The organism is Corynebacterium propinquum DSM 44285 (assembly GCF_000375525.1).
In the GTDB taxonomy this organism is placed as follows: domain Bacteria; phylum Actinomycetota; class Actinomycetes; order Mycobacteriales; family Mycobacteriaceae; genus Corynebacterium; species Corynebacterium propinquum.
On record NZ_AQXC01000009.1, the window covers coordinates 1 to 14,076 of the forward strand.

The 14,076-nt window shown below is 56.5% G+C and carries 13 protein-coding genes, 1 other RNA gene and 1 pseudogene; 12 read left to right on the forward strand and 3 right to left on the reverse strand.

Annotation, left to right across the window (positions count from 1 at the left end):
• Nucleotides 1-211 precede the first annotated feature (211 nt).
• The 5 genes from B142_RS14280 to B142_RS13650 all read left to right on the forward strand — a co-directional run bounded on the left by B142_RS14280 (nt 212) and on the right by B142_RS13650 (nt 4,081).
• Nucleotides 212-265, forward strand: coding sequence for a chloramphenicol resistance leader peptide (locus tag B142_RS14280; RefSeq protein WP_011113070.1), 54 nt, complete (start codon nt 212-214; stop codon nt 263-265).
• 21 nt (nt 266-286) lie between these two features.
• Nucleotides 287-1,462, forward strand: a complete 1,176-nt coding sequence (gene cmx, locus B142_RS0108135; RefSeq protein ID WP_005297378.1) for a chloramphenicol efflux MFS transporter Cmx — start codon at nt 287-289, stop codon at nt 1,460-1,462.
• Nucleotides 1,462-2,451 carry an IS481-like element IS5564 family transposase gene (locus tag B142_RS0108140; RefSeq protein ID WP_011113072.1) on the forward strand — a complete coding sequence of 330 codons (990 nt, stop codon included), beginning with the start codon at nt 1,462-1,464 and terminating at the stop codon, nt 2,449-2,451. The genes cmx and B142_RS0108140 overlap by 1 nt, the downstream gene beginning before the upstream one ends.
• Before the next feature lie 182 nt (nt 2,452-2,633).
• On the forward strand, nt 2,634-3,398 hold the full coding sequence (locus tag B142_RS0108145) for an IS6-like element IS6100 family transposase (RefSeq protein WP_018121051.1): 765 nt from the start codon (nt 2,634-2,636) through the stop codon (nt 3,396-3,398).
• Nucleotides 3,399-3,862: 464 nt separating this feature from the next.
• The gene (locus B142_RS13650) at nt 3,863-4,081 is read left to right on the forward strand and encodes a hypothetical protein (RefSeq protein ID WP_126851384.1); all 219 of its coding nucleotides are present in this window, start codon (nt 3,863-3,865) and stop codon (nt 4,079-4,081) included.
• 93 nt (nt 4,082-4,174) lie between these two features.
• Here B142_RS13650 and B142_RS12310 read toward each other — a convergent pair.
• A pseudogene (locus tag B142_RS12310) lies at nt 4,175-4,465 on the reverse strand (IS6-like element IS1628 family transposase); the annotation flags it as partial.
• A 405-nt stretch (nt 4,466-4,870) separates the two neighbouring features.
• On the opposite strand from B142_RS12310, the gene B142_RS0108160 reads away from it, so the two are divergent.
• Complete coding sequence (locus B142_RS0108160) at nt 4,871-5,992, forward strand: glycosyltransferase family 4 protein (protein ID WP_018121055.1); 1,122 nt, start codon at nt 4,871-4,873, stop codon at nt 5,990-5,992.
• A gap of 62 nt (nt 5,993-6,054) precedes the next feature.
• Nucleotides 6,055-6,972: a siderophore-interacting protein gene (locus tag B142_RS0108165; protein WP_018121056.1), complete on the forward strand. Its 918-nt coding sequence runs from the start codon at nt 6,055-6,057 to the stop codon at nt 6,970-6,972.
• A 1-nt stretch (nt 6,973) separates the two neighbouring features.
• On the opposite strand, the gene B142_RS0108170 is transcribed toward B142_RS0108165, so the two are convergent.
• Both B142_RS0108170 and B142_RS0108175 read right to left on the reverse strand, forming a co-directional pair.
• Nucleotides 6,974-8,533, reverse strand: a complete 1,560-nt coding sequence (locus tag B142_RS0108170; RefSeq protein WP_018121057.1) for an ATP-binding protein — start codon at nt 8,531-8,533, stop codon at nt 6,974-6,976.
• A 109-nt stretch (nt 8,534-8,642) separates the two neighbouring features.
• A complete protein-coding gene (locus B142_RS0108175; protein WP_018121058.1) occupies nt 8,643-9,914 on the reverse strand; it encodes a YibE/F family protein in 1,272 nt (423 codons plus the stop codon).
• A 124-nt stretch (nt 9,915-10,038) separates the two neighbouring features.
• Between B142_RS0108175 and ffs the strand changes: the two genes are divergently transcribed.
• The 5 genes from ffs to B142_RS0108195 all read left to right on the forward strand — a co-directional run bounded on the left by ffs (nt 10,039) and on the right by B142_RS0108195 (nt 14,071).
• Nucleotides 10,039-10,133: signal recognition particle sRNA small type (gene ffs / locus B142_RS13270), an RNA gene on the forward strand.
• 117 nt (nt 10,134-10,250) lie between these two features.
• Nucleotides 10,251-11,051 carry a hypothetical protein gene (locus B142_RS0108180; RefSeq protein ID WP_018121059.1) on the forward strand — a complete coding sequence of 267 codons (801 nt, stop codon included), beginning with the start codon at nt 10,251-10,253 and terminating at the stop codon, nt 11,049-11,051.
• Between the two features lie 252 nt (nt 11,052-11,303).
• The gene (locus tag B142_RS13275) at nt 11,304-12,023 is read left to right on the forward strand and encodes an Abi family protein (RefSeq protein ID WP_026167971.1); all 720 of its coding nucleotides are present in this window, start codon (nt 11,304-11,306) and stop codon (nt 12,021-12,023) included.
• Nucleotides 12,024-12,479: 456 nt separating this feature from the next.
• Nucleotides 12,480-12,698, forward strand: a complete 219-nt coding sequence (locus tag B142_RS13655; RefSeq protein ID WP_152680544.1) for a hypothetical protein — start codon at nt 12,480-12,482, stop codon at nt 12,696-12,698.
• 182 nt (nt 12,699-12,880) lie between these two features.
• Complete coding sequence (locus B142_RS0108195; RefSeq protein ID WP_018121062.1) at nt 12,881-14,071, forward strand: ABC transporter substrate-binding protein; 1,191 nt, start codon at nt 12,881-12,883, stop codon at nt 14,069-14,071.
• The last annotated feature ends 5 nt before the right edge of the window (nt 14,072-14,076 follow it).

Sequence of the window (14,076 nt, forward strand, 5' to 3'; positions counted from 1 at the left end):
ATGATTTCACGAGGGAACTGCCGACCGGAGAAGATGCCCATGGACCTGATTATTCCACGCCGGTCTTCCTACTGCCCCAACTTTGCAACAGCACCAAGGCATGTTAGAGTTTGGGGCATGTCGAGTCCCGAATCAGACAGGTCAGGGGTTGTCGGTCACACCGCCAGCCCCTTGAACCACTAGTTACGACGCCCACGATCTGTGTGGGCGTATGTCTGGCGTACCCGGGGCGCTGGCCGTGGTGACAAGAAGAACCATTTCTTGATCTCACACCTCGGAGTACTCGATGCCTTTTGCCCTTTACATGCTTGCCCTGGCGGTCTTCGTCATGGGCACTTCAGAATTCATGCTCGCGGGATTGCTCCCCGCGATCGCGACCGAACTTGACGTCTCGGTCGGCACTGCGGGCCTGCTGACCTCCGCATTCGCAGTCGGTATGGTCGTCGGCGCGCCAGTGATGGCGGCATTCGCTCGCCGTTGGCCACCGCGGCTCACATTGATCGTTTGCCTTCTCGTGTTCGCGGGAAGCCACGTCATCGGAGCGATGACACCAGTGTTCTCTCTCCTGCTCATCACCCGGGTGCTCAGCGCTCTCGCAAACGCAGGATTCCTCGCCGTAGCACTGAGCACGGCCACTACCCTCGTGCCAGCGAACCAGAAGGGGCGTGCACTGTCGATCCTGCTCTCCGGCACGACGATCGCAACCGTCGTGGGCGTCCCCGCCGGGGCACTGCTCGGCACAGCGCTGGGCTGGCGAACGACGTTCTGGGCGATCGCCATCCTCTGTATTCCCGCGGCCGTTGGAGTCATTCGTGGCGTCACGAACAATGTTGGTCGGAGCGAGACTAGCGCGACCTCACCAAGGCTCCGTGTCGAGCTCAGCCAGTTGGCGACGCCGCGGCTCATCCTGGCCATGGCACTCGGAGCGCTGATCAACGGAGGGACCTTTGCGGCATTCACCTTCCTGGCACCCATCGTGACCGAGACCGCGGGCTTGGCCGAAGCGTGGGTGTCCGTCGCGCTGGTGATGTTCGGCATCGGATCGTTCCTTGGCGTCACGATCGCAGGACGACTATCAGATCAACGACCTGGCCTCGTGCTCGCAGTCGGCGGACCGCTATTGCTGACAGGCTGGATCGTGTTGGCAGTGGTCGCATCTCATCCCGTTGCGCTTATCGTCCTCGTCCTCGTTCAGGGATTCCTGTCGTTCGGCGTCGGCAGTACTCTGATCACGCGTGTGCTGTATGCAGCATCGGGTGCGCCAACGATGGGCGGTTCGTACGCAACCGCAGCATTGAATATCGGAGCTGCAGCGGGGCCCGTGCTTGGTGCGCTCGGGCTCGCGACCGGGCTGGGGCTGCTCGCGCCGGTTTGGGTCGCTTCGGTGCTGACAGCGATCGCTCTCGTCATCATGCTTCTCACCAGACGCGCGCTTACGAAGACCGCGGCGGAGGCCAATTGATGACCCATCCGAACGCTCTTCTCACTCCTCGTGCCCGTCTCCGGTTAGCTCGGCTGATTGTCGAAGACGGCTATCCGGCCACGATCGCCGCAAAGATGTTCATGGTCTCCCCGATCACTGCCCGGAAATGGGCAGGCCGCTACCGGGAAGAGGGTGAGTTTGGGATGCAGGATCGCTCCAGCAAGCCGCACCGGATCCCAGGCAGGACGCCCGAGCATGTCAAGAAGAAGATCATCAACCTGCGCTGGCGGCTTCGACTGGGGCCAGCCCAGATCGCTGCGCGACTTGGTCTCTCGACGTCGACTGTTCACGCGGTCCTCGTCCGTTGCCGCGTGAACCGCCTCTCGCATATCGATCGTGTCACTGGCGAGCCATTGCGGCGATATGAGCATCCTCATCCGGGATCGTTGATTCATGTCGATGTCACGAAGTTCGGCAACATCCCCGACGGCGGTGGACATCGTTACGTAGGTCGGCAGCAAGGCGCACGGAACAAGCTCGCGACTCCGGGATTACCACGAGGAAAAGATCACAAGCCGCGCACCGGGACGGCGTTCGTTCACACAGTCATCGATGACCACTCCCGCGTCGCATACGCAGAAATCTGGTCGGATGAGCAGGCGAGCACAGCGGTGGGAGTTCTCGAACGCGCCGTGGCCTGGTTCGCCGAACGAGGCGTGACCGTCGAGCGAGTCCTATCCGACAACGGGTCGGCATACAGATCCCACGCATGGAGGGACTTCTGCGCTCGGCTCGGCATCCGACACAAGCGGACACGCCCCTACCGGCCGCAGACGAACGGGAAGATCGAGCGATTCCACCGCACGCTCGGGGACGGCTGGGCCTATGCCAGGTTTTACGGTTCAGAGGCCGAACGACGCCTGGCGCTGCCCGGCTGGCTCCACTTCTACAACCACCACCGACACCACTCTGCGATTGGCGGCGTACCCTTCGACCGACTCAACAACGTCCCTGGACATCACACCTAGAACTCGAAATCTAACGTCCGTTCGGGCATCGAGGTCCATGTCGGGGTGGGACGGGCCCGTGGCTTCAAGATCACTTGCAGTCCGACCGCGATGTCTTGGTTGCGCGAGAGGTTGTCGATATGGCTCTGTTGCAAAAATCGTGAAGCTTGAGCATGCTTGGCGGAGATTGGACGGACGGAACGATGACGGATTTCAAGTGGCGCCATTTCCAGGGTGATGTGATCCTGTGGGCGGTGCGCTGGTATTGTCGCTATCCGATCAGCTATCGCGACCTTGAGGAAATGCTGGCGGAACGCGGCATTTCGGTCGACCATACGACGATCTATCGCTGGGTCCAGTGCTACGCCCCGGAGATGGAGAAGCGGCTGCGCTGGTTCTGGCGGCGTGGCTTTGATCCGAGCTGGCGCCTGGATGAAACCTACGTCAAGGTGCGGGGCAAGTGGACCTACCTGTACCGGGCAGTCGACAAGCGGGGCGACACGATCGATTTCTACCTGTCGCCGACCCGCAGCGCCAAGGCAGCGAAGCGGTTCCTGGGCAAGGCCCTGCGAGGCCTGAAGCACTGGGAAAAGCCTGCCACGCTCAATACCGACAAAGCGCCGAGCTATGGTGCAGCGATCACCGAATTGAAGCGCGAAGGAAAGCTGGACCGGGAGACGGCCCACCGGCAGGTGAAGTATCTCAATAACGTGATCGAGGCCGATCACGGAAAGCTCAAGATACTGATCAAGCCGGTGCGCGGTTTCAAATCGATCCCCACGGCCTATGCCACGATCAAGGGATTCGAAGTCATGCGAGCCCTGCGCAAAGGACAGGCTCNCCCCTGGTGCCTGCAGCCCGGCATCAGGGGCGAGGTGCGCCTTGTGGAGAGAGCTTTTGGCATTGGGCCCTCGGCGCTGACGGAGGCCATGGGCATGCTCAACCACCATTTCGCAGCAGCCGCCTGATCGGCGCAGAGCGACAGCCTACCTCTGACTGCCGCCAATCTTTGCAACAGAGCCATGCAGCCAACGGTCGAGTGGCGGGCATGATTCGGATTGACAGGTTAAGGCTGGTCTGGGGTGGATCTGCTTGTGGCTGTTAACAGAGCCAACAATGCTGCCGCGACGGGAAGCGGCGTTAGGTAGGGTCCACTTCTATGTGGAAACTTGCTGCTGTCGCGCCCCTGTTACTGGCCCTAGCGGCTTGCACGGACGGCGGAAGTACCGCCGACGAAGGGGCACCAGCGGCCTCTGAGAATGCCTCTGGCGAGTCGGCGGCCGTATTGGAGATGGCCGTCTCGGAGACCTGTGCAGACGATTCGAGCTCGCAGTGTGTCTTGTTCCAAGGCGAGAACATTCTGATCAATCCGGCAGATTTCGAGCGAGTGGGTGTTGACTCTGCAGCGTCGTCAGGGCCCAGGATGATTGACGTGACGCTTGATAGCGATGGAGCTGAAGTCGTGCAGAAGCTCTCGACAGAAGCGTCCGAAGCTGGCGAAAGCGCGCGCCTGGTGACGAAGAGCGACGGCGACATTCTCTCCGCAGTCAGGGTGCAGGGCAGTCTTCAGGGAGAGTCCCTACAGATGGCTGTTCCTGAGGATGTCGACGCCAATGTCGTGGTCTCACGACTAAATGGCGATGAAGGCTAGCTGAAGATTGCAGTCTCGCTGCTCACGCTGGTGGGCCGGAGTGCAGTTCTGCCTCGCGAGTAGGGGAGAGAGCTCCCCGGGACCTGCTCTGTTAGTGATTGCCCGATAGAGGTAGCACCACTTTCCCCCGACCCGGATATAGGTCTCATCCACCCGCCAGGACCTGGCCTGCCAGTCAGGAACTTGCCGATACCACCGGGTCTTCTTATCCAGCTCAGGAGCATATTTCTGNACCCAGCGGTAGATCGTGGTGTGATCGACCGGCACTCCCCGCTCGGTCATCATCTCTTCGAGGTCGCGATAGCTCACGCCGTAGCGGCAGTACCACCGCACCGCCCACAGGATGATTTCACGAGGGAACTGCCGACCGGAGAAGATGCCCATGGACCTGATTATTCCACGCCGGTCTTCCTACTGCCCCAACTTTGCAACAGCACCCTTTTCGGGGTTGTGTACTCGCATCGATTGCTGTCGCCGCAGGCCTTGCAGTGCCTATGGCTGCTGTTGAAGCTAGCGAATATCCTGATTCGTTCATTGGACTTGGAACAATGGTCACCTATATTTACTCTGCGTTTGCTCTCTTCTTTCTCAATCTTTTGGTTGCATTTGTCATGGAATTAAAAAAGGTTCGCACGTACGGTAATCAGGTTCCACTAATTAAGAATGGCCCCATTCACAAGTAGTCTGGCAGCTCGGGGAATATTTCGGGCCAGTGTTTTGTGCTGACTGCGTATAGTTCTAGTCCTTCTGATGTGGATGCAGCCCTACCCCGCTAAGCTGGTACGGAATATGAAGATCTTATTGCTGTGCTGGCGCGATTCCACCCACCCGCAAGGTGGCGGTTCCGAGCTGTATTTGGAGCGGGTAGGGGAATACCTTGCGCGAGCAGGGCATGAGGTGATTTACCGATCCGCGGCGCACACTGATATGCCACGGCGTTCGGTGCGCGATGGCGTGCGTTATTCACGCAGCGGCGGGAAGTTCACGGTGTATCCGAAAGCACTGTTGGGCATACTCGTCGGCAAGCTGGGGCTGGGCACGTTGGCGAACCTTGATGTGGTCGTCGATACGCAAAATGGAATTCCTTTTTTTGCGCGCTTGGTGTTTCGCCCAACGGTGCTGCTCACGCACCACTGGCACAAGGAACAATGGCCGGTTGCTGGGCCGGTGCTGGCGCGGGTTGGTTGGTTGTTGGAATCGAAAATCGCGCCGAAGGTGTACCGGGGCGCGCCCTATGTGACTGTTTCGCAGGCCTCCAAGGAGGATTTACAGTCCCTCGGGGTGCCGGATGCTGCGATCATTGAAAACGGTGTGGATGAGGTGCCCGCGCTCATACCGCGCTTGGAGCGTCGTGGGGTGCACATTGTCACGCTGTCGCGGCTGGTTCCGCATAAACAAATCGAGCACGCCATCGATGCGCTAGCTGGGCTGGTTGGGGCAAATGGGCTTGCCGACGACGTCGTGCTAGATGTCATTGGTTCCGGCTGGTGGGAAGATAAATTGCGGGCTTATGCGGAAGCCTCCGGGGTGGGCGAGCGCGTGTTTTTTCATGGGCAAGTTACCGACGACTATAAGCACGCGTTACTTGAGCGTGCCGAAGTACACGTGATGCCTTCGCGGAAAGAAGGCTGGGGTTTGGCCGTTGTCGAGGCAGCTAAACATTCCGTGCCGACGGTTGGTTATAGCTTTGGGCTGCGTGATTCCGTCGGGCACGGGCGCACCGGGTTGCTCGCTGATACTCCAGAGCAGTTGACGGTACAGTTGCAAAAAATTCTTGCCGACGACTCCTTGCGTGCAAAGCTCGGTGCCGGGGCGAGGAAGTTCGCGGAACAGTTTTCCTGGGAAAAGACCGGTCAGCGCTTTGCTGAGTTATTGGAAGATGTGGTTGCTAGAGATGCTGGGCGCGGTTGATGGGGGTTGTCGCAGTGGCCTGAACGGTGTCGGCTGTGTTCTGGAAAGGTAGGCTATGCTTTATGAATTCCTCGGAGATGAATACCGCGCCTGAAGAGAAGCTAGAGAACAACACCGCGAAGCCAGAGAAGTCGGAAAAGCCAAAGAAAAAACGGCAAGTACGGGAAGCCACCGTCACGGGGCGTACCCAGTTATCCCGCACTATGGTGCGTCTCAGTTTTTCTTGCCCGAGCTTGGCTGGAGGCGAATTTCCGTTTACTGATCATTATGTCAAGCTGCTTTTTGCGCCAGCAGGGGCCGACTACAGCTGGCCATTTGATGTAGAAGAAATAAAGAAAACCCAGCCGAGGGAGCACCAGCCGGTGCGCCGAACTTACACCTTCCGCCGGATCGATCCGGCCACGGGAGATTTTGAGATCGATTTTGTGGTGCATGGCGAGCACGGCGTTGCCGGGGTGTGGGCGCACAACGCGAAGATCGGTGAACGCATCGGTTTTCTCGGGCCTGGTGGAAAATGGCACCCAAGCGATGACTACGAACATTTTGTATTAGCTGGTGATGAAGCCGCGGCACCCGCGATTGCCGCCGCGTTGGAAAACCTGCCGGAAAACACCACTGCCGATGTGTACCTGGAGATCGCCGATGCAGAGTGCACCATGCCCATGCCGGAACCGGCTGGTGTCAACCTGCATTGGGTGCTGCAGGATGGGCGCATGCCGGGTACTGCTTTGGTTTCTGCTATCCGTGAGGCCGGTTACCCAGCGAAGCGGACCAGCTGGTTTGTCCATGGTGTTGCCGAAATGATCAAAGACGTCCGAAAGTTTTTGTACGTGGACGGTGATATCGCGAAAGAGGACACTTCGATTTCTGGGTACTGGCGATTGCGCATGACCGAAGATGAATGGCAGGCATCCAAGATGGAGTTCAATCAAAGCGTCGAAGACGAAGAACGCGCGCTACGCAGTCAGCGTAGCGCGTAGTTTAGTCAGCTGAACGCCGCGCGGGGGCCAATTGCGCCAATCGGTAACGCTGTTTCGGGCTCCGCTGTGGGGCTGTAGCGCTTACAAGATTTTCGGTTAGTAACTGGCGGAGACTGCGCCGGATAGTTTCTGCTGTCACACCCGCAGCGTCGGCTAGTTCTTTGGTGCTGGCAGAATCATGCGTGCGCAAGTAATCCACAATCGCCTCACGTGTGGAGGTATTTACCGCAGGCTTAGAGTGCGCTATGGAATGTGCATGAGCTGAGGATTCCGTGTGTTTTGTGAGCGTCGTGTGTTCTGTCTCGCCGCGCTTATAAAACAGCAAAGCGAAGCGTGTCAGACTGTTCCGAACTTCCGGTGGCGGCAGGAGGTCGCGGTGCAATTTGTCTAAGATCTCTTGGTAGCCGGAGCCGCGATTTTCGGCCACGAAGCCGTCGTCAAGATACGGAGTGGATTCTAAAATGCGGGATAGAGCAAGATTCCGTGAACTCGAAATGCCATCCGTTCCCAAAGTATCGACAGTGACAGCGCCGTACAGTCCACCTGGATTACGGACCTCCAAGCGATCGGCGAATAAATCTACTTGGACCTGTGTGCCACGAGCTTCCGGAGAATAATCGCGGTGCATGACAGCATTGGTAATGGCTTCTCGTACCGCAACCGGCGGGAAATCAAAAAGATCGTACCGAAACGCCCCGCGCATGATAGCGCCCCGGGGTGAGGTAGCCTGCACCTTGCGAGTAGCCTCTTCGATCAACAGCGGTATCGGCCCTTCAACGGTTAACGTATCCGTGTAGCGGATTCCGGATGCGTCGCTGGCTTTAGTTGTGCCACGATAATGGGTGAAGGTAATCGATAACTGCGGGAAAAATTGCTGTGGGTAGGTTCCAAGAGCAAGCAAGCCAGCCAGGGTTGGGCGAACCGTGCCATCAGCATCAGTGGCTATGATGTTGAGCCGGTGCATGGCCTGCAACGTACTAGCTTTGCCGAAAATTCGTGGGTGAATTTCTTTCTCGCGCGCAATGATGCGGTTCGTGAGCTCGTCGTCAAGATCATCCAGGCTTGCGCGGTGCACAATCTCCAAATCCCACGACGGCTGATGGGATTGTTCCAATAGCCGGTCAATTTCATAACGCTGCATCAAGTGGTCGCCATCAGCGGTACGAATATATGATCCGCGGTACATTCCCTTATTCGTGACGTACGCGGGTTTGTCATAGTCTGCAATAGCTGGAATTTGTGCGACGACAACCGAACGACCGTCGATTGGGATAGTCTCAATGAATAACGGACGAATTGCCGGGTAGACCTTGGTGGCGGCCGCATTTTGTAGGCCGTCGGTGATGGCCTGGGCATCGAATTTTTCCGAGGTAGCGAAATTATTGTTCTCGTCGAGCCCAAGGATGAGTAAACCGCCATTGCCATTAGCGAATGCGGAAATAGTTTCTGGTAACTCTTTGGGCAAGCCCCCGAACGCAGCTTTAACTTCGACGTCTTGTGTGTCTGTTCCGAGCTCTCGTAGTGAGGCGATTTTCGCGTGAATAGCGTTGATGTCAATCATGAAACAAACCCCTTAAGTATGATTCATGATAAACATACTACACATACGACACTATGTCTTATGTTTGGTGTCGTATGTTGCATCTCAGTGTTGTATGTCGGTTGCTAATTTATGCTTCCCGCGGGGCAGCATCAACGGCGGCAGGGGCGCGTACAGTCAAAGCAGCAATGGCGGTGGTGAGTGGAACCGCCAAGACCAGCGCAATCGCTCCGGTAACCGACCGCAGTATTTCCGTCGCCATGATGTCACTGCTGAGAATTTGCCCCAGCGGACGACCAGAAATACTCAGCAGCAAAAGCGTCGGCAAGGCCACACCCGTATAGCTTAAGACCAGGGTGTATACCATCGACGCAATATGGTCACGGCCGACGCGCATGGCACCAGCGAACAAGCGCAGGGGTTTCGCGCCGGGTTCCAGTTCGCGCATTTCGTTGACGGTGGAGGCTTGCGCGATGGTGACGTCGTTAAGAACACCGAGCGCGCCAATGATCATGCCCGCGAGCATCAACCCGGAAATGCTGACTCCTGGCAGGTAAACCAGGATATTCAAATTATTCTCATCGCCCAGGCCACGGATGCCGGCGGTGGCCACCGCAAGCGTCGACAAGCCCACGGATAGGCACAATGCCAACAACGTGCCGCCCATGGCACTAGCGGTTTTCCAGCTGAAACCATGCACTAAAAACAGCACCAAGAACAGCACAGCGGCGCCGCAGGTGAGTGCAAGCAGAATAGCGGAACCACCGTGGATGAGCCCGGGAATAAGAAACGCCGCGATCACAGCCAGGGTAATGACCAAGCCGAATACTGCGCGTAGGCCGCGCCAGGCGCCAACCGCGATGATCAGGATGACCGCTGCTGCCAGCCAGAGCCAAATAGTGGTGCTGCGTTGGAAATCTTGAAAACCATAGCTTCCGGCGTCGTGCTTGGAAAGAGCGATCTTGTCGCCCTCTTCCAATTGCGGATTGCCCGGGATTTCTGGGTGGATCTCCAGCAGGGTACGTTGGCCTTCATGTTCGCCGGAAGTTAAATCGATTATCGCGTGGGTGCAATCGTGTGGCGCCTCTGGGTTGGTTTGCGGGGAAGTGTCAAAGACCTGGCCATTCGACGGGGAACCGCACATGCCGGGCTGGACGATGGCGACGGTGCCGTTGACAAGCTCACCGGAAAGTGATGAGGTTTGCTCGAATTGCTCACTGACCGGGGGCTCTTCATTGGGCGGCCACTGGATGATAAACCCAATGATCGTCGCCGCGGCCGCGAGGATTAGTCCGGCTGCGAGTACGCGCTGAGGCCACGTCCAGGTTTTGATGGCGCTGAGGTTGCGACCGGATGGCTGATGTTCGGACTGCGACGAGCTAGTGCGGTGATGGCGACCCATGGGCTAAGAATATCGCCTGCGTGCAGTGTTGCCTAAAAAACCGGTGGCAGAACACTAGTTCAGCACATGTCGCCGGGATGCTGCGAGGTTAGACCACAGCGGTGGCCATGTGGTAGGTTTGTCTGCAGGATCTCGCGTGGCGTTCATCCTCTCAACTCCCCCAGGGCAGGAATGCAGCAAGGGTACGGAGGCTCTGGCGGGTGCGCGGGGTCCGTTTTTGTTATCTGCTTTGTCAGGTTTCGTGGTTGTGGCAAAGGCGTTGTGACAACGACGTTGTGACGAAGGCGGGATGAAACGCCAAAGTCGTGCAGCCGAGTAGTGACGAGAGAAAAATAAATGAAAACCATGTTTAGAACGCTGCTGGTTCTCGGAATTATTTCCGAAATCGCAGTGGTAACCCTCTCGGCGACGTCGTCGTCACTTTCTGGCTGGTGGCTATTGGCCCCTGTCTCAGTCATCGCCGTAGCTTTCCTGCTGTTGTTTGCTGGGATGGTTATGGATCGGCGGAAGAAAGGATCTTGGTCGCTCTCCCTCTCTGACACTGCCGAGCGTTTCGGGGTTCCTAGATTGGCGCTGGCTTTGCTGGTTTCGGAGATCAGTTCGCTGTGGTCGCTCACTAAAATTTTTACACGGCCTTCTTCCACTGCCGGTGTCGACGCCCACCCCGGGTACAAGAACCTACGAACCGTGGTTACCGTAATCGTCGGTCTAGTCATCGTTGAAATCACTGTCATACACCTGGCTGTGCCCAGCCAATTTTGGCGCATTCTGCTGCTGGTGCTGAGCATCTACGCACTCTTATTATTAATCGGGTTTTACACCTCTATTAAGGTCAATCCGCATCTTCTCACACCACGGGGCTTAGAAATCCGACGCGGCCACAGATTCGTGTGTGAGATTCCATGGGAAAACTTGGCACGGGCGCAAAAGGTTGGTCCCGGGCAGGGTGGTGACATCATTATCAATGAAGACGGAGAAGTCAGGCTCCCGGTTCTGAGCGAAGTTAACGTCAGACTTGAGCTGGAGCCACCGGTATTGGCGCAAGACCTGCACAAAGGGCGGGTCGATGTGACTGCAGTCGAAATTTACTGTGACGACAGAAATTCTTTCCTTGATTCGGTTGCTGAGGCGTGGTAGTCACGCACTATGTGAAGAACTTAACGCAAGAACTCACCATCACTGGTGGGGGTCGCCCGCACACCGTGGGCACGTAATGGAATTACCTAGTGGATAGGTAGCTTTTCAGTTTTGCTGGCGCATGGCTACGAATTCTGCCCCTTTGTCCATTAACCCTGAAAATCAACGACCCCAAGCACAGAGCTTGGGGTCGTGGGGTATGGTGCGCCAATCTACATTGACGCTCACATGCCTGAGCATATCATTAAGCGTATGAAGGACAAAAAAGAACTAGAAACCATGCTTGGCGCGGCTCGTTTCAAAACATACTACACAGCTGCAGGAAACGATACAGAAAAGGCGGTAGCACTATACCGCTGGAATACTCGGTTAGCTGGCGCTTTACACTCTCAGTTGTCTTACTTTGAGGTTCTAACACGCAACGCGATGAACAATGCGCTTCAGGACTGGAACTATAAGGAAAAGGGCTACAGAGATTGGTCCCTCGAATACCAATCAAACCAATTGTTGTACGACATGTTCAAAACGCCTATGGGGCAGGCTAGGAAATGGGCCCGGAAAGAATCTCAACGTCGAGGTAATGGGCACACACGCAAAAACGCTCCGCCCAGTCACGATGATGTAATAGCTCAATTCACGTTAGGTAATTGGTCGAATCTTCTCGGAGAGGCATTGCCGGACCATCGTTCAAACGCCAAAAGACTGTGGAAGGAGTGTCTCCACCACGCCTTTCCCAACGCTGGTATTGAAGACCAGTGGAGGGAAAATATTGGCAAGAAGGTTGAACGGCTGACACGTTTGCGTAACCGAGTATCGCACCAAGAAAACCTTTTGGAAACTAACGTCCGAGGACGACTCAATGACCTGATAACAGTACTAAGAGCCATTGACAAAAGTTACCCTTCCTGGACGATGGAAGATTCCCAGGTGCGACGGGTAGCGCAAGAAGATCCTCGCAAAAGTTGGACGTAAGGCATGCTTCAATTCTTCGGAATGATCTTCACATTGAAAAATGACAAATATTTTCGTTTTTCAGCTTGTGTAGTTGTCGGTGACAAGTATTGAGAATGTGAAGTGTCCAAGTTTTGTTCCGTTTGAGTAGATGGGCATCTCTTCAATCATGCCAAAGAAGTGTGACCACGAGGCAAAGACAACGTGCCCCGAGTTGTCGATGACTATACCCCGGCAGAAGACTTGTCGATACAAGCCGCGCTCGCTGTCAACCATTCGTGAATAACGGGTGTGTGGACTCCGCGGTCCTGAGGCTTGGCCATCCAACTCAGCCATGGTGCACTTTTGCAAATAGACCCGCTGAAAACGGACTTTTTAGTCCCTATTTGCAAAAATGCACCATCTGCCAATACAAAGCACCGAAAGGACGGCGAAAAGAGGTTTTCCCGGGTTAAGGAAGACGGTTAAGGGGACGAAGTGAGAGTCAACGGACCAACAAAGTTTCCGGCACCGCGCGGAACCGCAACCACCGCTGGTGCATACTCCGAAAGCCCGTACGCAACCACGCCCCGAATCCACGCCATCCTGGCGGAAATCCTGCAAGATTTCGCCCGCATCCCCTTTTGTGGCATAACCCTTCCGGTGCTGGGCCTGGGCCCGGATCCTTGGGGCTTTGCCAGATTGGCGCGTGTATAGACAAACTTGTCTATTGATCCCCGTAGCTGACGCGGCGTTACTGCATGGACCGAAGGGTACGTTACCGGCACTTGCGTTTAATACCGGTTGTGCAGCCATGAATTTAGAAATTGACTCTGCCTTGTGTTCCGGCTTAAGTTTAAGCCCTTGCTGAACTGATTGGTCTACTTAAGGAAGAACGCATGGTCTACAACCGCATTCTCTCCCGGCGACAGTTGCTGCGCACAGCAGCAGCCATGGGCGGGGTTGCCCTGGGAGGCGGCATGCTTTCTGCCTGTTCTACACAGTCACAAACACGACAGCCACAAACAAGTGCTTCCGGGCCCGCATCTTCTGCTAGTTCTGCTTCCCGGGAAGAACTGGTCATCGGTTTTGTGCCCATTGCGTGTGCCTCACCACTGGTTGCCGCGGATGCGCTCGGCGCATTTGAAAAGCAGGGACTCCACGTAAAATTACGGAAATACGCCGGGTGGGCTGATCTCTGGACGGCATATGCAACCGGAACCCTCGACGTTGCGCACATGCTCTCACCAATGCCACTGGCAATTGATGCTGGTGCGACGAACGCATCCCGGCCCACAGAATTGGCTTTTACCCAAAACACCAACGGACAAGCGCTAACCTTGTCTACCTCTCACTTGGGCGCGGTCTCGCAACCGACAGATCTTGCGGGGATGGTGCTAGGAATTCCCTTTGAGTATTCGGTGCATGCATTACTTTTGCGCGATTATTTGGTCGCCGGTGGTCTCGACCCAGTTTCAGATGTGGAATTGCGGCTCTTGCGGCCACCGGACATGGTGGCGCAATTGGCGGTCGGCGCCGTCGACGGTTTTATTGGCCCCGAACCGTTTAACCAAAGAGCATTGACCACGGGATCAGGCCGCGCGTTCATTCCCACCCGGCAGATGTGGGAGAACCACCCCTGCTGCTCGGTTGCTATAGCCAAAGAAATTGACCGCGGGGTGCGTGATCGTGTGGTCGCGGCGCTGCGCGAAGGCGCCCAATTTGTCGACAGCCCGCATCACGTACACGAATCAGCGTCGATGTTGGCAGAAGAAAAATACCTGAACCAGAAAGAAGAATTGATCTCGCCTGCTTTAGCCGGATCCTATACCACCTGGGATGGCACCGATGTGGTGGATCCGGACATGATCAATTTCGGCGGACAGACTTCAGCTACCGCGATTACCTGGATGGCTGCGCAAATCGCGCGTTGGGACCTCGGCGGCACGGCCTTGACGATGGACGACGACGTGCTCTTAGCAGCTACGGAATCAGTCTTGCCGCCTGAGGCAGACCGCGGCACGGCCCCGGTTGACATCAACGGCCGGATATTTGATCCGCTAAAGCCCACGGCTGGATACCAGCGTTAAGGACC

Coding starts and splice junctions, on each gene's coding strand:
- cmx (WP_005297378.1), top strand. CDS start 287: ATGCCTTTTGCCCTTTACATGCTTGCCCTGGCGGTCTTCGTCATGGGC.
- B142_RS0108140 (WP_011113072.1), top strand. CDS start 1,462: ATGACCCATCCGAACGCTCTTCTCACTCCTCGTGCCCGTCTCCGGTTA.
- B142_RS0108160 (WP_018121055.1), top strand. CDS start 4,871: ATGAAGATCTTATTGCTGTGCTGGCGCGATTCCACCCACCCGCAAGGT.
- B142_RS0108165 (WP_018121056.1), top strand. CDS start 6,055: ATGAATTCCTCGGAGATGAATACCGCGCCTGAAGAGAAGCTAGAGAAC.
- B142_RS0108170 (WP_018121057.1), bottom strand. CDS start 8,533: ATGATTGACATCAACGCTATTCACGCGAAAATCGCCTCACTACGAGAG.
- B142_RS0108175 (WP_018121058.1), bottom strand. CDS start 9,914: ATGGGTCGCCATCACCGCACTAGCTCGTCGCAGTCCGAACATCAGCCA.
- B142_RS0108180 (WP_018121059.1), top strand. CDS start 10,251: ATGAAAACCATGTTTAGAACGCTGCTGGTTCTCGGAATTATTTCCGAA.
- B142_RS13275 (WP_026167971.1), top strand. CDS start 11,304: ATGAAGGACAAAAAAGAACTAGAAACCATGCTTGGCGCGGCTCGTTTC.
- B142_RS0108195 (WP_018121062.1), top strand. CDS start 12,881: ATGGTCTACAACCGCATTCTCTCCCGGCGACAGTTGCTGCGCACAGCA.